Annotated in this window: 20 protein-coding genes; 7 read left to right on the top strand and 13 right to left on the bottom strand. The window is 64.5% G+C overall.

The window, feature by feature from the left end; all coding sequences use genetic code 11:
* Positions 1 to 352: 352 nt before the first annotated feature.
* On the top strand, positions 353 to 1576 hold the full coding sequence (locus KUF59_RS40145) for a vanadium-dependent haloperoxidase (protein ID WP_212456806.1): 1224 nt from the start codon (positions 353 to 355) through the stop codon (positions 1574 to 1576).
* A gap of 4 nt (positions 1577 to 1580) precedes the next feature.
* Positions 1581 to 2606 carry a hypothetical protein gene (locus KUF59_RS40140; protein WP_212456805.1) on the top strand — a complete coding sequence of 342 codons (1026 nt, stop codon included), beginning with the start codon at positions 1581 to 1583 and terminating at the stop codon, positions 2604 to 2606.
* Between the two features lie 155 nt (positions 2607 to 2761).
* Here the strand turns inward: KUF59_RS40140 and KUF59_RS40135 are convergent, their stop codons facing one another.
* The 5 genes from KUF59_RS40135 to KUF59_RS40115 form a co-directional block, all read right to left on the bottom strand.
* Positions 2762 to 3031, bottom strand: coding sequence for a hypothetical protein (locus tag KUF59_RS40135; protein WP_249140121.1), 270 nt, complete (start codon positions 3029 to 3031; stop codon positions 2762 to 2764).
* A gap of 156 nt (positions 3032 to 3187) precedes the next feature.
* Positions 3188 to 4165 carry a Bug family tripartite tricarboxylate transporter substrate binding protein gene (locus tag KUF59_RS40130; RefSeq protein WP_212456804.1) on the bottom strand — a complete coding sequence of 326 codons (978 nt, stop codon included), beginning with the start codon at positions 4163 to 4165 and terminating at the stop codon, positions 3188 to 3190.
* A gap of 88 nt (positions 4166 to 4253) precedes the next feature.
* Positions 4254 to 5099 carry a fumarylacetoacetate hydrolase family protein gene (locus tag KUF59_RS40125; protein ID WP_212456803.1) on the bottom strand — a complete coding sequence of 282 codons (846 nt, stop codon included), beginning with the start codon at positions 5097 to 5099 and terminating at the stop codon, positions 4254 to 4256.
* Positions 5096 to 6709 (bottom strand): bifunctional 3-(3-hydroxy-phenyl)propionate/3-hydroxycinnamic acid hydroxylase, encoded by a 1614-nt coding sequence (locus KUF59_RS40120; RefSeq protein WP_212456802.1) that lies wholly within the window; start codon positions 6707 to 6709, stop codon positions 5096 to 5098. Before KUF59_RS40120 ends, KUF59_RS40125 begins: the two co-directional genes overlap by 4 nt.
* A complete protein-coding gene (locus tag KUF59_RS40115; RefSeq protein ID WP_212456801.1) occupies positions 6706 to 7605 on the bottom strand; it encodes a VOC family protein in 900 nt (299 codons plus the stop codon). Before KUF59_RS40115 ends, KUF59_RS40120 begins: the two co-directional genes overlap by 4 nt.
* Before the next feature lie 140 nt (positions 7606 to 7745).
* Between KUF59_RS40115 and KUF59_RS40110 the strand changes: the two genes are divergently transcribed.
* A complete protein-coding gene (locus KUF59_RS40110; protein ID WP_212456800.1) occupies positions 7746 to 8444 on the top strand; it encodes a GntR family transcriptional regulator in 699 nt (232 codons plus the stop codon).
* 23 nt (positions 8445 to 8467) lie between these two features.
* On the opposite strand, the gene KUF59_RS40105 is transcribed toward KUF59_RS40110, so the two are convergent.
* From KUF59_RS40105 to KUF59_RS40095, 3 genes are all read right to left on the bottom strand, one after another.
* Complete coding sequence (locus KUF59_RS40105) at positions 8468 to 9580, bottom strand: D-alanine--D-alanine ligase family protein (protein ID WP_258767989.1); 1113 nt, start codon at positions 9578 to 9580, stop codon at positions 8468 to 8470.
* A gap of 105 nt (positions 9581 to 9685) precedes the next feature.
* Complete coding sequence (locus KUF59_RS40100; RefSeq protein WP_212456798.1) at positions 9686 to 12562, bottom strand: EAL domain-containing protein; 2877 nt, start codon at positions 12560 to 12562, stop codon at positions 9686 to 9688.
* Between the two features lie 165 nt (positions 12563 to 12727).
* Positions 12728 to 13726 carry an NAD(P)H-quinone oxidoreductase gene (locus KUF59_RS40095; protein WP_212456797.1) on the bottom strand — a complete coding sequence of 333 codons (999 nt, stop codon included), beginning with the start codon at positions 13724 to 13726 and terminating at the stop codon, positions 12728 to 12730.
* Positions 13727 to 13837: 111 nt separating this feature from the next.
* On the opposite strand from KUF59_RS40095, the gene KUF59_RS40090 reads away from it, so the two are divergent.
* Both KUF59_RS40090 and rcdA read left to right on the top strand, forming a co-directional pair.
* Complete coding sequence (locus KUF59_RS40090) at positions 13838 to 14029, top strand: DUF1192 domain-containing protein (RefSeq protein ID WP_212456796.1); 192 nt, start codon at positions 13838 to 13840, stop codon at positions 14027 to 14029.
* A gap of 425 nt (positions 14030 to 14454) precedes the next feature.
* Positions 14455 to 14967, top strand: a complete 513-nt coding sequence (gene rcdA / locus KUF59_RS40085; protein WP_212456795.1) for a protease adaptor protein RcdA — start codon at positions 14455 to 14457, stop codon at positions 14965 to 14967.
* 211 nt (positions 14968 to 15178) lie between these two features.
* Here rcdA and KUF59_RS40080 read toward each other — a convergent pair whose 3' ends face one another.
* Positions 15179 to 15658, bottom strand: coding sequence for a winged helix-turn-helix transcriptional regulator (locus KUF59_RS40080; protein WP_212456794.1), 480 nt, complete (start codon positions 15656 to 15658; stop codon positions 15179 to 15181).
* A 77-nt stretch (positions 15659 to 15735) separates the two neighbouring features.
* Here KUF59_RS40080 and KUF59_RS40075 point away from each other — a divergent pair, with 77 nt between their 5' ends.
* Positions 15736 to 16440 (top strand): hypothetical protein, encoded by a 705-nt coding sequence (locus KUF59_RS40075; RefSeq protein WP_212456793.1) that lies wholly within the window; start codon positions 15736 to 15738, stop codon positions 16438 to 16440.
* A gap of 67 nt (positions 16441 to 16507) precedes the next feature.
* On the opposite strand, the gene rpmE is transcribed toward KUF59_RS40075, so the two are convergent.
* The gene (gene rpmE / locus KUF59_RS40070) at positions 16508 to 16735 is read right to left on the bottom strand and encodes a 50S ribosomal protein L31 (protein WP_140980169.1); all 228 of its coding nucleotides are present in this window, start codon (positions 16733 to 16735) and stop codon (positions 16508 to 16510) included.
* Between the two features lie 202 nt (positions 16736 to 16937).
* On the opposite strand from rpmE, the gene KUF59_RS40065 reads away from it, so the two are divergent.
* Positions 16938 to 18800 (top strand): ABC transporter ATP-binding protein/permease, encoded by a 1863-nt coding sequence (locus tag KUF59_RS40065; protein ID WP_212456792.1) that lies wholly within the window; start codon positions 16938 to 16940, stop codon positions 18798 to 18800.
* A 171-nt stretch (positions 18801 to 18971) separates the two neighbouring features.
* Here the strand turns inward: KUF59_RS40065 and KUF59_RS40060 are convergent, their stop codons facing one another.
* From KUF59_RS40060 to KUF59_RS40050, 3 genes are all read right to left on the bottom strand, one after another.
* Positions 18972 to 19415, bottom strand: coding sequence for a GNAT family N-acetyltransferase (locus KUF59_RS40060; RefSeq protein WP_212456791.1), 444 nt, complete (start codon positions 19413 to 19415; stop codon positions 18972 to 18974).
* A 109-nt stretch (positions 19416 to 19524) separates the two neighbouring features.
* On the bottom strand, positions 19525 to 20553 hold the full coding sequence (locus tag KUF59_RS40055) for a peptidoglycan -binding protein (RefSeq protein ID WP_212456790.1): 1029 nt from the start codon (positions 20551 to 20553) through the stop codon (positions 19525 to 19527).
* Positions 20554 to 20576: 23 nt separating this feature from the next.
* Positions 20577 to 21590, bottom strand: coding sequence for a flagellar motor protein MotA (locus tag KUF59_RS40050; RefSeq protein ID WP_212456789.1), 1014 nt, complete (start codon positions 21588 to 21590; stop codon positions 20577 to 20579).
* Positions 21591 to 21632: the final 42 nt, after the last annotated feature.

Genomic DNA, 21632 nt, shown 5'->3' with positions numbered 1-21632 from the left:
TTGCCGCGCGTCAACGAGATGTAGCTCTTTTTCGGTCACGTCTTCAGCATCTACATCCGTAGCACCAGCGAACACTTTTCAGACTCGCGCCACAGGTGCAGCCATGTTGACATTCCCGTTCATAGGTTTGTGGTTGAACCTTTTGAGGAGGTGTCTGACACACGTGTAGTGCTTTTCGGCTGCTGGCGGCGCTATGGTTCCGCGGAGCCAACCCGGAATACTCCCCGGGCGCGAGCGCAGCGACACTGTTGCATGATGCGACTGCGCGCATGATCAGAAGGATCACGAGGGTACGTTTCAAATCACATCGCCAGCCGTCTGGAAAATCCATCTTTCGGAGAAGGAGGCAACGATGAACGTACTGAAATCTGCAATCGTCGGCTTGGCCTTGATTTCAGGCACCACATTGGCCCGCGCCGACGTCATCGCCGACTGGAACATCACCGCCTTGGACGTGATGAAAGCGGTCAACGTCGCCGGCAATCCGTGGACCCGCAGCTTGGCTCTGGTGAACGTGTCAATGTCGGACGCGGTCAACTCGGTGCAGAATCAATATTCCCGTTACACCCGGGCGGAGTTTCCGATTGACCCGCGCGCCTCGGCAGAGGCCGCGGCGGCAGCGGCTGCGCGCGAAATCTTGATGCGCCAATATCCCGGTCAGAAGGCGCGGATCGATGCGGCCTTTGCAGAGACCATGCAAGCCATTCCGGAAGACTCCGCACGCGTTGCTGGTATCGCAATAGGCGAGAAGGTTGCAGCTGCCGTCTTCGACGAACGGCGGAGCGATGCGACAAACGTGCCCGACACGTACCGCCCGATCACCGCGCCTGGCGTGTGGGTGCCAACAACGCCACCCCTCTTCCCGCAATATGCCACAGCCAAGCCGTGGGGCATGGACAGCGCGAGCCAATTCCGGCCGGGTCGACCTCCCGCCCTGGACAGTGCTCTCTACGCACGCGACTACAACGAAACCAAGGAAATGGGCGGCGTGAAAAGCACCAAGCGAACCGACGCGCAGTCGGACGCCGTGCGCTTCTGGACACAGGCCAACCTTGGGCCCGCATGGTACCAGGCGGCCTGGCAAGTCTCGGCTCGTCGCGGCCTTTCCGTGGCAGACAGCGCGAGAGTGTTTGCGCTGATGTCCATGGCTCTCGCCAACTGCTTCATCGTCGATTGGGACGCCAAATTCCAATACAACTTCTGGCGACCGATCACTGCGATCCGCAACGGCGATCAGGATGGCAACGACGCGACCGAGCGCGATGCAGGCTGGCAGCCTCTGAACACGACGCCAATGCATCCGGAGTATCCGTCGCAAGCCGGGATCAACGCGGGCGCGGCGCGTGGCGTTCTGGAAGCTGTTTTCGGAAGTGCTCCGGAAGGTTTCGTCGTGACTGATACTTCCGACGCGCGTCTGACACGCCAATACGCAAGCTTTGCGCAGATGGACCAGGAGCACAAAGAGGTGCGCATCTGGGGCGGTATTCATTTCCGCAATTCGCTCGAAGTCGGAGAAGCGATGGGGCACAAAATTGCCGACCATCTTGTGGCAAATTACATGACGCCGACGCGGTAGGCCCATGTTCGGCGCGATCGCGCAGCGCTTGGTAGCCGGTGGCGCGCTGCTGCTCGCCGCCTTGCTTGCCCCGGAGGCCGCAGAGATCGACGACGACCTTCCCGACCTTGGCGATCAAGTCGCACAGATGGCCTCCGACGTCGCGCTCGAATTACAACGAGTCTGCCCCCCTGCTTCACCCTCGAGCCAGGTGGCATTTGACGAATGCCGGCACAATCTGTTCGGCGACTCCATGCTGCGGCGCAGCCTCTCGCCGAGACTATTGTGGGGCCGCCGGAATCAAGACGCCGGGGCAGCGCTGAAGGACACCAATCTGACGCAGTTTGCATCCGACGTGATTGCCGGGCTGTATCTTCCCCTGTTCATGTACAGCGGTGAGTACAGCATCGAGTTCGTCGCGCGCGAGCGATTGTACCTGGTGCGTCTACGGGCAGGATTTCGCAACTTGCTGCCACCGGGGGAATATCCTTACCCGTTCTGGCATGACGAGGCGAAGTGGGGGGTCTATCAGGCCGCCAATTCCGTTTTGCTCTGGGTAGATCCGAAGACCGCGAAGATCGTCATCGGGCAATTCACGGAACGCGGTCACGACAAGCCCGTCGTCTTGACCGAACCGACATGGCCCAAATTCGACGGCCAATGGATGTGGATGGACAAGGACGGGCGCCTGCAGCCGCGCGTGACGCTGTTTGATGGCTTGTTTCGGCAGGACAATCCATATCTGCCCAAGGTCGATTTCACATACAGGACGCTGGCGCTGAGAATGCGCGACGCCCAGTGCGGCAACTGTCACGTGCCAAACAATCCCTGGAAGATGCGCCGGCTGGTGCTGATGCACACACCTGCCCACGCGGCAGGGGAAATCGCCCGATTGATGGCCGCGGTGCGCGAGGACAGGATGCCGCTCGACGATAGCGGTATCGAACAGCCGCTGGAGCCCGCGGTTAAACGCGCGCTACTCGACGGCGGCGGAGCCTTCGAAGAGGCAGTCAAGGCTGCCAGAGAATGGGAGGCCACACACCGAAACTGATGACGACGCTTGAGCGTCGAGAAGTCGCAATATACGAGATGCGGCCGCACTCCGTGGCAGCCGCATCGCAGCGTCGCGTCCGCCGGCCCACAGCTACGCCGGCGCCGAAAGTCGATAGAGAAAACAACGGCAAACGAGCGATGAACGTAAATCCTTTACCGCCGCACGCCAACGCGGTTGACGCCGCCATTCAGATTGGTTGGGCTCGCCGTGTTGGCCCGCACCGCTGCACGCGCCACGGGGCGCGGCCTCAGCACGACGCCGGGTCTTGCAACGCAGCTCGGCGGGTAGTCGACATATTGACAGTATACGACCGCGCCGGCGGGGGCCGCGCTAAGAGCTACACCTGCAACTCCCAGCAGGGCGCTGGCGGCAATTCCCGTCACTGTCATCGCCCCAATCGAAAGACGTTTCCTTACATGCATGGTGATACTCCTTTTCGCGCGCGCGAACCAAAGGTGGCGGCTCGCCGGTCGTGCGGCGCGAGAAGTAGGGAGCACCAGGGATCGGGAACGTTGACGTAGATCAACGACGGTTGCGGCCCAGGCGAGGTCCTTCGCGGCGCAGGGCCGGACCCTCGGCTATTCAGGCTCGATACCGAGTGCCTGAATGATCTTGCCGGAAGAGGTGAGCTGGTCGTCGAGGAAGCGCTTTGCGCCTTTAGGCGTCACCGCATCGCCGATACGGACGTCGAAGCCGAGGGCAGGAGCGCGCTCGCGCACCTCCGGTGATTCCAGGGCTTTTGCGATCTCGGCGCTCAGTTTGTCGACGATGTCTGCGGGCGTGCCGCTAGGTGCCATGAACATGAACCAGCCCTGCAGATCGACGCTTTGCAGCGTTTCCGCGATCGCTGGAACGTCCGGCAAAGAGTCGATCCGCTTGGCGCCGGCAACGGCAATCGGCCGCAGCGTACCCGCCTTGATGAAGGCCTCAGCGATGGACGCCGCCTGGATCGTCACCTGAACGCGCCCCGTCACGGCGTCCTGGATCGCATTCGTGGTCGTGTTGTAGGGGATGAGGACAAAGCCGGTCCCGGCGTGCTTGTTGATGGCTTGCGCGATCAGGCCCGAGAGGTTGCGCGCGCCGTCGACCGCCATGCTCAACGAGCCGGGTGCCGATTTTTCCAGCGCGATCAGGTCCGGCAGCGTTTTGGCCTTCACCTCGGGATTGACGAGCAGGACGTGGTTGCTGCGGGCCGCCATCGCGACCGGGACAAAATCCTTCACGGGATCGTAGGGGAGCTTTTTGAACGTATAGGGGTTGGTGACGAGCGCGGCCGAGGTGGCAAACAGGAACGTGTAGCCGTCCGCGGCAGCACGGGCGACCGACTGCGTGCCGACGAGGTTTGCGGCGCCCGCACGATTCTCGACGACGAATTGCTGCCCGAAGGCGCGGGACAGCTTGTCCGCGATCAGGCGGCACATCACGTCCGGGCTGTTGCCCGCCGGCTGCGGCACCACGACCGTCACCGGCCGTTGCGGCCAGGACTCGGCGAAGGCCGGAACGGAGAGGCAAAGCGCAGCGCCGGTCAGCAGCACACGACGGGTTGGTCTAAACATCTGTTCCTCCTGGAAGGTGCCGCTTTGCGGTCTTGGTCGCTTTGCAATGAGGGCGCAGCCCGCGCGGTCGCGGGCTGCCGCCTTCCGATCAGGCCTCGTCCGTGACGACATTCCGCAGCACGCCGAGCCGTTCGACCTCGACCTCGACGACGTCGCCGGGCTTCATCCAGAGCGGCGGCTCGCGCCGCGCGCCGACGCCACCCGGCGTTCCGCTGACGATGACGTCGCCGGGCTCGAGCCGCGTGAAGGTGGAGCAATATTCGATCTGGCGCGGGATATCGAAGATCATCTGCTTGATCCGCGCCTCCTGCACGACCTGGCCGTTGAGGCGGGTCTCGAGCTTGAGTTCGTCGAGCGCGCCGAGCTCGTCCGGCGTCATCATCCAGGGCCCGAACGCGCCGGTATCCGGAAAATTCTTGCCCGGCGTGAACTGATGCGTGTGACGCTGGAAATCGCGGATGCTGCCGTCATTGTAGCAGGAATAGCCGGCGACGTAACCCATGGCCTCAGTGCGGGAGATGTAGCGCCCCGCCTTGCCGATGATGACCGCGAGCTCGCCTTCGAAATCGAGATCGGTCGAGACGCGCGGCCGCACGATCGGCCGCAAATGCCCGGTCTGACTGTTGGCGTAGCGCGAGAAGATGGTGGGGTGCTCGACCTCGGCGCGACCGGTCTCCTTGCGGTGGGTCTCGTAGTTCAGGCCCACGCACAAAATCTTGTCCGGGTTCGGAATGACCGGCAGCCAGGTGACGTTCGAGATCGGAACGCCAGCGGCCGCCGACCTTGCATCCGCAACGCCTGCGAACCGCGCGCCGATTGCCGCCTTGAGGTCGGCATAGTCCGCCTTGAGAGCTGCGCCGACATCCAAAAAGGTCTCGCCTTCGACGATGCCCCAGGTGGTGCGGCCGTCGATCGCAACAGTAGCCAGTTTCACGGCGTTTTCTCCATTCTCAGATCGGGAATCTTGTTGGCCTGCCCGGCAGGGACGTCGCGCAAACGCAGATCGATCTCGCTCAGGAGATCGGCAAGTTCAGCGGCATTGCGCGCGGTGCCGAAGACGTAGTGGTCGGGCCGAACGACCGCGACGATAACGCCGTGGCGGTCGAACCAGTTTTGGAGCACGCCCTCGGTCTCTTCGAGCGCATCAGGTGTACCGGGAGGGGCGATTGCCGCTGCCGATATTTCTGCATGCGCGGCGCAGAGCGCGAGGAGGGCGGCGGCCTCACTGGTGCGGCCGTCGATGAAGACACGCAAGCCGGGTCCCGTCACCTTGTCGAGCAAGCGCACGGAGCCTTCACTTGCGATCCGGGGCTGCGGAAACAGGCTGCCGCGCGCAGGCGTCTCGTGACGGGCGACCAAGCCATCGCGCAACGGCGGAATGATTTCCTGCCGCGTGATCTGCAGCGGCTTGCCGCCGCCTTGCGCCAAAAGTTGCGCATCGCGTTGACGCGCCGCGGCCGCGTCGCGTTCACAGATCGACTGGCCGATCGCCTTGATCTTGCCGGTCAGCTCGATCACGTGCTGCTTGCGCTCGACGGTGTAGCTATTGAGCAGGCTGTCGGGCGATGTGCCCCTGAGCACGCGATCCAGCTTCCAGACCACATTGGTGGCGTCGCGCAGGCCCTGGCACATGCCCTGGCCGATGAACGGCGGCTGCTGATGGGCGGCGTCGCCGGCGATCAGGATCCTTCCGTTACGCCAATCGGCAGCCACGAGGGCGTGGAAGCGGTAAGACGCCGCGCGCCACAATTCACCGTCCTGCGGTGTCAGCCAGGGTGCGAGCAGCTTCCAGACGTTCTCCGGCCGCTCCATCTGCCGCGCGTCTTCGCCGGGGAGCAGCATGATCTCCCAGCGGCGGTGGTTTTTCGGGCCGATGAGGAAGCTGACGGGACGCGCGGGATTGCAGAATTGCGCGGAGCATTGCGGAAGTTTGACGAGCGCGTCCTGGTTCACGCGGACGTCGACCACGAGCCAGGGTTCGTCGAAGGTGAGGTCTTCGAGCGGAAGGCCGGCGATCTCGCGCACCGTGCTCGAGGCGCCGTCGCAGCCGAGCACGTAGCGCGCCGTCACGGAACGCTGCCGTCCGTCGGCGTCCTTCAGCCTTGCTTCGACACGATCGGAGGTTTGAACGAGATCGAGCAGCTCGACGCCGAGCTCGGCTCGCACGTTGGGAAAACTGGTCGCATGGCGGCGCAGCTCGGCCTCGACCGCGGGCTGGCTGAACACCATGCTAGGCGTGTAGCCGAGCGGATAGGGCTTTGCGACCATGTCGATGCGCCGGATCAACTGGCCGTCGACGCCAAAATGCTGCGAGGCGGTGAAGGGCTCGATATAAGGCGAGATCGCCTCGGCGAGGCCCATATTGTCGAAATGGCGAAAGATCTCGTGATCGAGCGCAATCGCGCGCGGCTTGTCGTAGACGTCCGTGAGCCGGTCGATGACCAGCGTGCGATGGCCGAGGCGGCCAAGCAAACTAGCGGCAACGGCGCCGGTCGGCCCGAAGCCGACGATCAGCACGTCATAGCCGGTGGCATCAGCCGTCATGTGGGCGCCGTCGTGAAGGGAACGGATAGCTGCGCTGCCTTGCAGGCCTCGGATTTCGGCGGAGCAATGCCCCATTGATCCGTTCGTCCCGGCGGCCAGACCCAGTCGCCCGGACCTTTCGCAACGTAACTGTCGTCGATCTGCAAAACCTCGGCGGTGTATTCGATGACGGCGCCGGTCGGATCGACGAAATAGGCGAACACATTGTCGCCCGGGCCGTGCCGGCCGACGCCCCAGCCGATCGGATGGCCGTGATCGATCATGCGGCCGGAGCCGCGCATGACGGATTCCAGATCGGGCATCAGGAAGGCTACGTGGTTGAGGCCGTTGCGCGGAGCCTCCGCCAGCACGATCGCGTGGTGGTCGCTGTTGCAGCACAGGAAGGCCATCAGCTTCGAGCGGTCCGACAGCCGGAATCCCAAAACGTCCTGGTAGAAGGCCGAAAGCTTCTCGACGTCAGCGCTGTTGATGTTGACATGCGCCAGCCGCTCGGGGCGGTCGGCGATCACGCGAGCCGGCTTGGTGCGATCGCCGTGGACGAACTCCATCGCGCAGCCCTGCGGCTCGCGAACCACAAAACTCTCGCCGCCCGACGGCGCGCGCGATGGCGCGAGCGAGCTGATCACCTCGCAGCCGGCCTGCCGCGTGCGGTCGAACAGGCGGTGCAAATCCTCGTGCGAGCGGGTGCGGAAGCTGACCTTGCGGAGCGAGGTCGCTTCACCAGGCGTGAGTTCGAGGACGTGGAAGTCGCTGCCCGTTGCCGCGAGGTACACCGTGCCGTCAGCCTCCGCCGCGACGTCGAGACCCCAGACGGCGGTGTAGAACTCGACCGAACCGGCGAGGTGCGGCGTCGTGATCTCGACGCTACGCAGGGCCGCCACCGGAAAATCGGACATTGGGCTTCCTTGGTATTGGGAACGCGAACTCGCGACCAGCTCCTTAATATGTAGAAAAAAGCTAGTAAAGCAATAATTTATAAATTATTGCATGGGAGGTGGCTGATGTACAAAAAAGCCGATGATTCCCATGGGCGCCCATGAGCTCTGACCTGCCAAGCCAGAAGGCGGACCAGCCGGCAACGCTGGCGACGACGATCTATGCGCGGCTCAAGGCCGACATCCTGACCACGCGGCTGGAGCCTGGCCGCAAGCTGCAATCGCGCTTCCTGATGGAGCAATACAATGTCGGGCAGACCCCGCTGCGAGAGGCGCTCAACCGCCTGACGACGGAAGAGTTCGTGGTCGGCATGGAGCAGCGCGGCTTCTATGTGAAGGAGGTCAGCAGGGAAGAGCTGCAGGAGCTGACCAAGACCAAATGCTGGGTCGAAGGCCTGGCGCTCCGCGAGTCCATGCAGAATGCGACGCAGGCGTGGGAAGAGTCTTTGCTGGTGGCGCATCACCGGCTCGAGCGCACGCCGCGCTCGCTCAAGGCCGACACTTTCGAGGACAATCCGGATTGGGAGAAGGTACACCGCGCCTTCCACGCGACGCTGATCGGCCTGTGCGGGTCGCGGCCGCTGCTCGGCTTCTGCGAACAGCTTGCCGATCGGCTCTATCGCTATCGCATGATGTCGATCGCAAAGGCCTATCCGGCGCGCAAGGTCGGCGCCGAGCACCGCGAGATCCTGCAGGCAGTCCTTGCGAAGGACATCGAAGAAGCCGTGCGTCTCCTGCAGCAACACTATCAGCGCACGGCCGACGTCATCTATTCCGATCTCGACGGAGTGATTGGGTAGTACGGTTCGCGGCTGCTGCTCGACTAGCGATGCACCGAAACGGTCCTCGACCGCCGATGGCGCGCGATGGCATGCGCGATCAACACGTCCATCAGTTTCGATTGCGGCAGGCCGCTGGTTTCCCAGAGCTTTGGATACATGCTGATGTTCGTGAAGCCCGGCAGCGTGTTGGCTTCGTTCACGAAGACGTCCTGACCGCTCAGGAAGAAATCGATGCGTGCCATGCCCTCGCAGCACAGCACCTTGAATGTCTTGATCGCCAGCAGCTTGATCGCCTCGCTCAGGTCAGGCGCCAGCCGGGCAGGCACGACGAGACTGGCGCCGCCGGCGTCGATATATTTGGCATCGTAGGAATAGAAGCCGTGCTTGTCGTCGGGCACGATTTCGCCGAGCTCGGATGCGCGCACCTCGCCGCTCGCATCCTCCAGTACCGAGCACTCGATCTCGCGAACCGACGGCACGCTCTGCTCGATCAGGATTTTTCTGTCGAACCGGAATGCATGCTTGCAGGCTTCAGCGAACTCCTCGGCGGTTCGCGCCCTGGACACGCCCACCGATGAGCCCATGTTCGCAGGTTTTACGAACAGCTCTTTGGTGCCGACGGCTTGGACGGCGTCATCATAGTCGATGGTCGAAGGCGCCGTGATCGCGATGAAGCGGGCCATCGGCAGCCCCGCATCCTGCAAAAGTCGCTTGGCGACGTCCTTGTCCATTGCGACCGCGGAGCCGAGCACACCCGATCCGACATAGGGAACGTCGGCCAGTTCGAGCGCACCCTGCACGGTGCCGTCTTCGCCGTGAGGGCCATGCAGGACCGGGAAGACGACGTCGAAGGCGGGAAGCGGGCGTGCCTGCGATCCCGTATCGTCCGTGAGCAGCGCTTTGCCGCCGCCGCCGGGAAGCAGCGAGACCTGCGGTCCATCCTGCGGAACGACCAAGGCCGTGCTACCTGTTCCAGCACCATTGCGGGCATCGGCCGCGATCCAGCGGCCCTCCCGCGTGATTCCGATCAGGACCGTCTCATAGCGATCCTGATCGAGCGAGCGCAGCACATTCGCCGCCGACGCCCGCGACACGTCATGCTCGGCCGATCGTCCGCCGAAGAGGATTGCGACCCGGAGCTTGCGACCGTCCATCTCATTCCCATGGGTTCATGCGCGCGAAGCTGACTGTAGCAGCTTCGATCCGGGGATGTCGCTTGTTGTGTGGGGGAGTGTGCACGCGTGTGCGTGCTACGCGCCCTAGCTCGCCGCTTCCAGCCGCACTTCGGTGAGCAGGCGCATCGCAGCATCCGCGTCCATCGGCTCGCCGAAGGCAAAACCCTGCGCGTATTCGGCACCTAACTGGTAGAGCTCGACGGCGTCGGAATCGGTCTCGGCGCCTTCCGCGACCACGTCCATGCCGAGGTCGTGCGCCAGCGCGATGATCGACTTCAGGATCACCGGGCGCGTGCCGCGGCTCGTGGTGCGCACGAACGACTGGTCGATCTTGATGGTGTCGAACGGGAAGCGCTGCAGGTAGGCCAGCGAGGAATGGCCGGTGCCGAAATCGTCGAGCGACAAGCCGGTGCCGAGCTCGCGGATCCGCGTCAGCATTTGCGCTGCGTGCTCCGGATTCTCCATGACCAGCGATTCCGTCAGCTCGAGCTTCAGCGTGCCGCGCGCCACCGAGGAGCGTGACAGCACGGTGCGGATGTCGTGGATGAGGTCGTGGCGCAAAAGCTGCCGCGAGGAGACGTTGACGGAGGCGAAGATCGGCTCGCGCGAGCGCATCGCGCGCTGCCAGACCGAGAGCTGCTTTGCGGTCTGGTCGAGCACGAACATGCCGAGGTCGACGATCAGGCCGGTCTCTTCGGCGATGGTGATGAATTCCGACGGCGCCATGCGCCCGAGCTTTGGATGATCCCAGCGCGACAGCGCCTCGAAGCCGGCGATCGAGCGGTCTTCCAGACGCACGATCGGCTGGTAGAGGATCGTGATCTCCTGGCGCTCGATGGCGCGGCGCAGCTCGCTCTCGAGCGTCAGGCGATCGGTTTTCCGCGCGCGCATGGCGGGCTTGTAGACGTCGATGCGATCACCGCCGATGCGCTTGGAATGATACATCGCAAGCTCGGCGTCCTTGATGATCTCGTCCGTGAGCTGCGTCTGCGGATCGGACAGCGCCAGGCCGATCGATGCGGTCAAAAAGATTTCGCGATCGTTGAAGGCGATCGGCGCGCGGATGGTCTTGCGGATGGTCTCGGCGAAATTGGTGATCCGCGCCGGGTCCTGCTCCGACAGCAGGATCAGGCCGAACTGATCGCCCGCGAGCCGCGCCAGCGTGTCCTGCGGCTTGAGGATGCGGGTGAGGCGGCGGGCCAGCGTCAGCAAAATGGAATCGCCGACCGCGATGCCGACGGAATCGTTGACCTGCTTGAAGCGATCGAGGTCGATCACCATCAGCGTCGGCCGCAACGTCGGCATGGTCTTTGCGAAATTCGCGACCGCGTTCAGGCGATCCATGAACAGCTTGCGGTTGGGCAGGCCGGTGAGGTTGTCATGCACGGAATCGTGCAGCAGGCGTTCTTCGGCGTTGCGCAGCTCGGTGACGTCGGTGAGCGTGCCCACGACGCGCGAGACCTCGCCGTCGGAGCCGACCACGGGCCGCGCCTTCAGCGCGAACCACATGAAATGGCCGTCCGGCGTGCGCAGGCGGAAATCCTGCACCAGCCGTCCGCGGCGCTGGTCGAGCACGCTGTCGAGCGCTGCGCGGAAGCGGTCCTGGTCGAGCGGATGCAGCACCTCCAGCCAGGTTGCGGCGGGGCCTTCCAGCGTGCCGCGCTTGAGGCCGAGCAGCGCCTCGGTTTCCGGGCTGGTAAAAACCTTGTCGGCGGAGACGTCCCAGTCCCAGATCAGATCGCCGGAGCCGGCCAGCGCGAGCGCGCGGCGCTCGATGTCGGAGACGACGCCTGTCGTGGCGCCGCCGCCGGCGAAGGCGTGCTGCATGACCGTGAAGCCGATCAGCATCACGATCAGCACGAGGCCGCCGAGCAGGGCAGGACCGACGATGTCGTTGGTGACGGAGCCCGCGACCGTCATGCCGGCCGCGACCACCCAGACCACCAGGAGGAACCAGGTCGGGATCAGCAGCACCGCGCGGTCAAAGCCGTGGGTGGAGAGATAGACGATCAGCGCAAAGCCCGCGAAGGCGATCAGCACCAGCGACATGCGCGCGATGCCGGAGGCGACCGCGGGATCGAACAGCGCGAGCGCGACCAGCGAGCCGAGGAAGGCGAGCCAGCCGACCGTGATATGCGAATAGCGTACGTGCCAGCGGCTGAGATTGAGATAGGCGAACAGGAACACGAGCAGCGTTGCCGCCAAGATCGCTTCACCCGCCGCGCGCCAGATGCGCTCGGCGTTGTTCGACATGTCCAGCACCTTGCCCCAGAAGCCGAAGTCGACGCCGATATAGACCAGCACCGCCCAGGCCAGCGCCGCGGCGGCGGGGAACATGATGCTGCCCTTCACGACGAACAGGATGGTCAGCACCAGCGCCAAGAGGCCGGAGATGCCGATCACGATGCCCTGGTAGAGCGTGAAGGAGTTGACCTTGTCCTTGTAGGCTTCGGGCTCCCACAGATAGAGCTGCGGCAGCTTGTCGGTGCGCAGCTCCGCGACGAAGGTGATGACGGCGCCGGGGTCGAGCGTGATGCGGAAGACGTCGGCGGTTGGGCTCTCCTGCCGCTCGGGACGATCGCCGGTCGACGGCGTAATGGTCGCGATGCGCGACAGGCCGAGGTCGGGCCACAGCAGCCCTGAGGAGACGATGCGGTAGTGCGGCGCGACGATCAGGCGGTCGAGCTGGTCGTCGGTGTTGTTGGCGAGCGCGAACACCACCCAGTTCTGGCCGCCTTCGCGGGCGCGGACCTCGATGCGGCGGACGATGCCGTCGGTGGCGGGCGCGGTGGAGACCTGGATGCGGTCGGCGTCGCTGCGCTGGTGCTCGAGGACGGCGGTCAGGTCGATCGCAGGCGCATCGCTGCGGACGCTGACGGCGTCAAGCGCGCGTGCAGGCAACGCGGCGACAAGAACCATGAGGCCCAGCGCTATGGGCGCGAGGCGCCTGATCAGACGCAAGGTCAGTTCTCCGCGTTTGACGCAAACTCGAGATGCAAGCGCTTAAATCTAAGCCCTTAAGAGTCAGCCGTTTCCCGCCCGGGCGGGGTGGTTCGGCTACCCGGGATAGATGCCACGAAAGCGAGGAAAATCAAAGGGTTTCCGGTCGCGTCGGGAGCGTGCGAGCTATACGGCCAACACAATTTTGCCAATATGTGCTGACGTCTCCATCCGCCGGTGCGCATCAACAGCCTTTTCCAGCGGGAAAGTGCTGTCCATCAGCGGCTTGACGCGGCCTTCGCGCAAAAGCGGCATCACCTTGGCCTCGATCGCCGCCACCATCGCCGCCTTATCCGCATTACTACGGGGACGCAGCGTCGAGCCGGTATGGGTCAGGCGCTTCACCATCACCTTGGCGATGTTGACGTTAACTTTCGGGCCGTTGAGGGTTGCGATCTGGACGATGCGGCCGTCGACCGCGGCGGCATCGTAGTTGCGATCGACATAGTCGCCGGCGACCATGTCGAGGATCAAATTGGCCCCGGCATTGTTGGTTTCCGCCTTGACCACGGCAACGAAGTCTTCCGTCTTGTAATTGATCGCGCGGTCCGCCCCGAGCTTGAGGCAGGCATCGATCTTGTCCTGCGATCCGACGGTGACGATCACCTTCGCGCCGAACGCTTTTGCAAGCTGGATCGCCATGGTGCCGATGCCGGAGGAGCCGCCATGGATCAGCAGCGTCTCGCCCGCCTTCAGTCCGCCGCGCTCGAACACATTGTGCCAGACCGTCATCAGCGTTTCCGGCAGGGCGCCGGCTTCCTGCATCGACAAAGCTGATGGCACCGTCATCGCCTGCGCGTCCTGGGCGATGCAATATTGCGCATAGCCGCCGCCTGCGACGAGCGACATCACCTTGTCGCCGATCTTGTGCCGCTTGGCATTGCTGCCGACCGCAACCACTTCGCCGGCAATCTCGAGCCCCGGCAGATCGCTGGCGCCGGGCGGCGGCGGATAGGCGCCGGAACGCTGCGCCACGTCGGGCCGGTTGACGCCGGCGGCGAGCACCTTGACCAAAATCTCGTCCGGACCGGGCTGCGGCACCGCACGCGTCTCCGGGATCAGCACCTCCGGACCGCCGGGTTTTGAGATGGCGACCACGGTCATTTGCGCAGGCAGCTTTTCCATGATTTGTCCTTCGAGGAGAGCGAGATCGAACGTGGCCCCTGATTAGCCAGCCCGCCCAGCGCTGGCAACCGCCAGGGCCTCGTCGACCGCATGACGGACAGGAGGAAGCTGATGGCAATCGAAGACGACGATCGTCCGCGCAAGAAGATCAGCCACGAGGTCGGACAGGACCTCTCACTCTTGTCGGTCGAGGAATTGACCGAACGCATCGCGCTGTTGAAGTCCGAGATCGCCAGACTCGAGGAAGCCGCCACCAAGAAGCGCGCCTCGCGCGATGCGGCGGATCATTTTTTCAAGAAGTAGTGGCCCCGGCCTTCGCCGGAGCGACGTGGGGGAGGGATTGTTCCCGCCACCACTCGGCCAATGGCCGACGTGGCTAACGAAGCCTGAAAAAATTAGCTCGTTTACGGTCGATTAAGCTTTCGAGTTTATGACTGGAACTGTCCTCGTTTGGACACCGAGTGGCTCCTGTCCACTCTGTTTGACGCCTCCCTGTTATCAACTTTCAAAGCCGCCGGTCTCCGGCGGCTCTTTTTTTGCGCCGCGCGCCCCCGTGCGCCGAGGCTTGTGACGTTTTCGTCACTCATCGTGGGCCCAGAGCGCGCGGTAACCGTAAACGCGGTTGCCGCTGGACTCCGCACCCCGCCCGCGCAATGATTTGTTCATCATAACCCGGCGCGTTAACCGGGCAGGTCAAACAGTAAACTGTGGCGTAAGGGGCGTTAACCATGTCGGACCGTTCGCAAGCCGAGGGCGCTCTGGTTCAACTCAGCGAGCGGTTCACCAATTCCGCCGCGTTCAGCACCTTGTTCCGCGAAGGCATGGATCTGGTCGAGGAGACCGCCGCCTATCTCGATGGCGCCGGCCGAACCGAGGCCAAGGCGCTCGATCGCGCCGTCAGCCTCACCTACGCGACCGAAAGCATGCGGCTCACCACGCGCTTGATGCAACTCGCCTCCTGGCTGCTGCTGCACCGCGCGGTGAAGGAAGGCGAGATGACGCTGGTCCAAGCCAATCGCGAGAAGACCAAGGTGAAGCTCACCGCCGCCGATCCCGGCCCCACTGATACGATCGAGAAATTGCCGGAGCAGTTGCAGACGTTGATCTCGCGCTCGATGAGCCTGCAGTCGCGCGTGCGCCGCCTCGACACCAGCATTCACACACCGGCCCCGGAACGCGTGCCGATCGGCAATCCCCTGGTGCCGCAGCTCAACGCGCTCAAGGCCGCGTTCGAGCGGTAAGACCTCAAGACATCGCGGCAATTGAACCGTCACCCCCGCGCAACGGCGAAGCCGTTGTCGCTGGAGGTGGCCGCTTCTTCAGCGGCCCTCGAAGGGCGACGGCCCGGCTGTCGATGCGGGGGCCGTTCATCCTTCGAGGCTCTCCATGCGGCGCGTTGCGCCGCACGGCTCGCACCTCAGGATGACGGGTGACCCGTCCACAAACAAAAAACTAATCCTCCGTCGACAGCGCGTCGAAGAAGGCGCGCGTTCGTGCATTCGCGCCGGGTCCTGGATGGAAGCGGATTGCGGTTGCGCTGACCTCACCGCCGCGGCTTTGCAATTTGACAGGCGACACCGGCCGACCCTCGGCATCCGTGACGGTGACCGGCGGCTTGCCCGACGATGCATATTTGTCGCCCCATTGCATCAGGGCGACCATCGCAGGCACCAGCGCGCGGCCCTTCTCCGTCGGTTGATATTGCGGGCGCTTGTCCGGACCGCTGCGCTCCAGAATGCCGTCGGCGACCAGACGCTCCAGCCGCGTCGCCAGAATGTTCTTCGCAATCCCGAGGCTTCGCTGGAAATCGCCAAAGCGCCTGACGCCGAGAAAGGCGTCACGGATCACGAGCAGTGTCCACCAGTCGCCGACGATATCGAGCGTGCGGGCCAGCGAACAGTTCAGTTCGGACAGGTCGGTCTTGCCAGCCATGGTTGCAGAGTGAAACCAAAATGTGTATGGTTTCACTCTGCAACCAATCCTGAAGATTGGCAACAGGGAGCTTTGCCATGGCCAGTTCAGCCACGCTTGATCTCGCCGGCCGGCCGACGTCAGGGCGCGGCACGGTGTCCATTCAGAGAGCGGCCGGCGCAGCGCTCGCGCTGGGCTCGTTCGGCGTCGCCGTCACCAGCGCGCTCTACGCGTTAGCGCCGCCCGCCGCGGCCTTGCCGGCTTTTCCGATCGATCTCGCGCTCGCAGGGACTGCTGCCGGTGCAGGCATGTTGTCCGCCGCGGGAAGGGTTGGGATTTTCTCCGATGTCGTGATGGCGACGGGCGCTCTCCTGATCGTGCTGGAACTTGCGCGGCGCGGACGGAGTACCGCAGCGGCAGGCTGGACTGCGATCCTGCTCAGCATCGTCGTGTTTATCCTGGTCGATGCTGTCGCGGGCTATGTCCTCGGCCCCATGGCCGCTCGCGGCGACGGCGCTGCCGCCTTCGCCGGCTTCAAGCTTCTGTTTGATGCCCTATTCATGCTGGGGACGTTGGCGTTCGGATCCGGAACTGCGTTGGCGCTCGCCGACGAAACGCGCGCACAAGCGCCAATGCTGAGCCGATCGATGGCGTTGCTCGGCGTGGCGATCGGCGTTGCGGCCAGCCTCGCCGCCCTCGCTTGCTTCCTGGGGCTGCCCATGGGGCAGGGCGCAGGCCTATCGATCGCGTTGGGCTCGGTGTTCTTTGCCGTCGCGGGTGTGCAGATCGCGCGAGGCGCGTGACGCCGCGACAAACAAAAACGCCCCTGGCGAGCCAGGGGCGTTCTTCGTCTCGGCCTGATGGGGCCGATCAATCCTTCTTGAGGAAGCCCGAGAACTTCTTCTGGAAGCGGGAGACGCGGCCGCCGCGGTCCATGAGCTGCTGGGTACCGCCGGTCCAGGCCGGGTGCGACTTCGGGTCGATGTCGAGGTGCAGCTTGTCGCCTTCCTTGCCCCAGGTGGAGCGGGTCAAGTACTCGGTGCCATCGGTCATCACGACCGTAATCGTATGATAATTCGGGTGAATTTCGGCTTTCATGGCAATTCCTCGGCGCCCCGGCGCCTCATCTTGAGTGGCTATCGAATGACGGATTTGGGCGGCTCTATACCCCACGAAGCCCCCCAAAACAAGCCATTGGCGGCCGGTAAAACCGGGGGAGCCCCTAAGGGACACCCCGGATTTGCCACTCCCCTTTCACCGGCCTATTGGGAGCGGACTTCATCCTTTGGGTCTTGAGCTCATGAGCGCTGTGGAACGGCTTGACGATGGCTATCGCGACAAGGGCGCGACCAAGCCCGCCGAAACCCCCTCGATCGAAGCCGAGTTGATCGAGCAGCCGGCCAGGGAACCGGCCAAGGGGCGCGCGCGACTGCGGCCGCTGCTCGCGCTTGCGCCCTATGTCGCCCGCTATCGCGGCCGCGCCATGCTCGCCTTCATCGCGCTGACGATTGCGGCGCTGACGACGCTGCTCGTGCCGGTCGCGGTCAGGCGCATGATCGATTTCGGCCTGACGCCGGAAGGCATCGCGCTGATCAACAGCTACTTCTCGGTCATGATCGCCGTGGTCGCGGTGCTCGCTCTCGCCAGTGCCGCGCGCTACTACCTCGTGATGACGATCGGCGAGCGCATCGTCGCCGATCTCCGGCGCGACGTGTTCGCCCATTTGTTGTCGCTGTCGCCAAAATTCTTCGATTCCGCGCGCAGCGGCGAGCTGGTCTCGCGGCTCACCGCCGACACCACCCAGATCAAGTCCGCGGTCGGAGCTTCCGTCTCGATCGCGCTGCGCAATCTGATGATGTTTTTTGGCGCGGTGGCGATGATGGTGATCACGAGCCCGCGTCTGTCCGGCTTCGTGCTGCTCGCCATTCCCCTCATCGTGCTGCCGCTGGTTGCCTTCGGGCGCTGGGTGCGGCGGCTGTCGCGCAACGCGCAGGACACGCTCGCCGACGCCTCGGCCTATGCGTCCGAGCTGGTCGGCGCGATCCGCACCGTGCAGGCCTATACCAGCGAAGCTTTTGCACAGCGCCGTTTTGGTGGCGAGGTCGAGCAAGCCTATGAGGCGGCGCGCACCTCGACGCAGGCCCGTGCGGTGCTCACGGCCATCATCATCTTCATCGTGTTCTCGAGCGTGGTCGCGATCCTCTGGATCGGTTCGCATGACGTGCTCACCGGAAGCATCACGCCGGGCCGGCTCGGCCAGTTCGTGCTTTACGCGGCGTTTGCGGCCGCCGGCCTCGGCCAGCTCAGCGAAGTCTGGGGCGAGGTCTCGGCGGCATCAGGTGCTGCCGAACGCCTGTTCGAGATTTTGCATGTCCAGCCCGAGATCACCGTGCCGGCTGCGCCACGCGCGCTGCCGTCGCCTGCGCGCGGCGAGGTCGGCTTTGAGAAGGTCTCCTTCGCCTATCCGGCGCGGCCCGATGTCAACGTGCTCGATGCCGTGTCGCTCGCGGTGCGCCCCGGCGAGAAGGTCGCGATCGTCGGCCCCTCCGGCGCCGGCAAGAGCACGCTGTTTCATCTTCTGTTGCGCTTCTACGATCCCACGACGGGCGCGATCTCGCTCGACGGCGTGCCCCTCAAATCGGCCGATCCGCGCGAGCTACGCGCCCGCATCGCGCTGGTGCCGCAGGAATCCGTGGTGTTCGCCGCGACCGCGCGCGAAAACATCCGCTTCGGCCGGCCCGATGCGACCGATGCCGAGGTCGAGCGTGCCGCCGAGCTCGCGCATGCCGCCGAATTCATCCGCCGCCTGCCCGAGGGTTTTGAAGCGCCGCTCGGCGAGCGTGGCGTGACGCTGTCAGGCGGCCAGCGCCAGCGCATCGCGATTGCGCGCGCCATTTTGCGCGACGCGCCGCTCCTGCTGCTGGACGAGGCGACCTCGTCGCTGGATGCGGAAAGCGAGACGCTGGTGCAGACCGCGCTGGAAGAGCTGATGAGCCACCGCACCACCATCGTGATCGCGCACCGCCTCGCGACCGTGCTGTCCTGCGACCGCATCCTGGTGATGGACCAGGGCAGGATCGTCGAGCAGGGTACGCATGCCGAGCTGGTTGCGGCGAACGGGCTCTATGCACGGCTGGCACGGTTGCAGTTCGAAGGGGCGTGAGAGCTCGCCTGCTTCCCCGTTCTCAGGCGTCATCACCCGCGAAGGCGGGTGATCCAGTATTCCAGAGGCAGTAATGGGATACGGAGAAGCCGCGGCGTACTGGATGCCCCGGTCAAGCCGGAGCATGACAGCGGAGTGTGGGGCCGGCTGCAACGGCTACGGCTTCCACCCCTACGGCTTCCACGCCATCTTCAGCACCGGCCGCCCCGAGGTCGGATTGACGTCATCGCCCGCATGGGCAAACCCGTTGCGCTCGTAGAAGCGGATGGCGCGGGCGTTGTCCTTGTTGACGAGCAGCGTGATGCCGCCGGGTGAGAGGCGCTTGGCTTCGTCCACCAGCAGCCGCGCGGCGTCGGAGCCCCAATGCTCCGGCGCGACCACGAGCTGATCGAGGTAGCCTTCGCCGTCGATGGTGACGAAGCCGATCAGCGTGCCGTCCAGCTCCGCGACCGCGATCTCGGCCTTCGGCACCAGCTCCTTGCGCCAGCGTTCGCGCCACCAGTCGAGCCGCGCCGCAAAGTCGATCTGCGGATAGGCCTGTTGCCAGGTGCGATGCCAGACGTCGATCGCGGCCGCCTCGTCGGCGGCCGCGTAGGGGCGGATGTGGGTGCTCATTGAGTTACACCGTCATTCCGGGATGGTGCGCAAGCACCAGACCCGGAACCTCGAGATTCCGGGTTCGATGCTTCGCATCGCCCCGGAATGACTGCCATAAGGGAAGCCACTACCGTTCCGTCAGCTTCAGCTCGATGCGGCGGTTGCGCTTGTAGGCTTCTTCGGTGTTGCCGGTATCGAGCGGCTGGAATTCGCCAAAGCCGGCGGCGACCAGGCGCTGCGCCGGCACGCCGAGCGAGACCAGGTACTGCACCACCGAGATCGCGCGCGCCGCCGACAGGTCCCAGTTCGACTTGAAGTTTATCCCGGTGACGGGGCGGATATCGGTGTGGCCGTCGACGCGCAGCACCCAGGCGATCTCGGCCGGGATCTTCTTGTCGAGCTCGATCAGGGCGGTTGCGAGCGTATCGAGCTCGGCGCGGCCCTCGGGCAACAGCGTCGCCTGCCCGGTGTCGAAGAACACTTCGGACTGGAACACGAAGCGGTCGCCGACGATGCGGATGTCCGGCCGGTTGCCGAGAATGGCGCGCAGGCGGCCGAAGAATTCGGAGCGATAGCGCGACAATTCCTGCACCCGCTGCGCCAACGCAACGTTCAAGCGAGAACCGAGATCGGCGATCCGGCTCTGCGATTCCTTGTCGCGTTTTTCGGAGGCATTGAGCGCCTCTTCCAGCGCGGCGAGTTGCCGGCGTAGCGCGCTGATCTGCTGGTTCAGCACCTCGATCTGCGCGAGCGCCCGCGCCGAGACCGACTTCTCCGAATCCAGCGCCTTGGTGAGCTCGGACGCCTTGCCTTGCGCGTCGTTGCCGGCATTGGCGAGGCCTTCATAGAGGCCCTTCAGGCGGTCGCGCTCGCTCTCGGCCGAAACGAGTCCGGCCTTCAATTGTGAGACCTGGTCGTCGAGTGAGAGCTTGCCGAGCTTTTCCAGCGACAGCATCTCGGTGAGCTGCGCGATCCTGGCGTTGAGCGCCTCCAGCGCCTTGTCCTTGCCCGTGACCTCCTGCGACAGGAAGAACTGCACGACCAGGAAGACCGAGAGCAGGAACACGATCGACAGCACCAGCGTCGACAGCGCGTCGACGAATCCGGGCCAGTAGTTGAAGGGGCCGTCGCTGCGGCGGCTGCGGGCAAGAGCCATGGTGGCCTCTCAGATTTTTTTGATCAACTCTTCTCGGGTTGGCGCGCGAGGCGTTCGAGCAGGCGGCGGATCTCGCGGTTCTGCTCGCCCTGGCCGTCGGCCCATTCGCGGATCATCTGCTGCTCGGTCCGCATATGCTGGACCAGCGCCTGGATGGCTTCCGCAAGGTTTGCCATCGCCGCCGTCGTGCCGCGGCTGGCGCTGCCCTCCTCGAGCACCCCGCGCAGCCGCTCGACCGCCGCCTGCAGCTCGCCGGAGGCAAGGCCAGCCCCGCCACCGGTCGCTTCGCCACGGCCATATTCGCGCACCGTGGTGGCGAGCCAGTCTTCGAGGTCGGTGTAGAACCGGTTTTGGGCCTGGCTCGACTGCAGATCGAGGAAGCCGAGGATCAGGGAACCGGCGAGACCGAACAGCGAGCTCGAGAACGAGATGCCCATGCCGCCGAGCGGGGCGGCGAGGCCTTCCTTGAGCGTATCGAACAGGGCGCCGGCATCGCCGCCGACCTTCAGTCCGTCGATCACCTTGCCGACCGAGCCGACCGTCTCGATCAGGCCCCAGAATGTGCCGAGCAGGCCGAGGAACACCAGCAACCCCGTCATATAGCGCGAGATGTCGCGGGCCTCGTCGAGGCGGGTCGCGATCGAATCGAGCAGGTGCCGCATGGTCGTCTGCGAAATCGACATCCGCCCGGAACGCTCGCCGCCGAGGATCGCCGCCATAGGCGCCAGCAGTTTCGGGTGGCGGGCGGGGGCAAGACCGGGATCGGCGATCCGGAAATTATTGACCCAGGAGACCTCCGGGTAGAGCCGGATCACCTGCCGGAAGGCCAGGATGATGCCGATGAACAGCACACCCCCGATCAGGGCGTTAAGGCCCGGATTGGCGAAGAAGGCGACGATGATCTGCTTGTAGAGCACGACCCCCACCAGTGAGCAGAGCACCAGGAAGACCAGCATCCGAACCAGGAACACGCTGGGGGAGGACAGTTTTGTGAGCTCGATCTCCATGGGGGAGCGGGGCGAAGTCCCAGGCGGCATGGCCGATGTCATCCATTACGAAGCGTCAGGCGGGCGTTTTGG

Source organism: Bradyrhizobium arachidis (assembly GCF_024758505.1).
Classification (GTDB): Bacteria; Pseudomonadota; Alphaproteobacteria; order Rhizobiales; family Xanthobacteraceae; genus Bradyrhizobium; species Bradyrhizobium manausense_C.
Note: the sequence above shows the minus strand (reverse complement) of the source record. Positions and strands in the feature narration are given on the sequence as shown.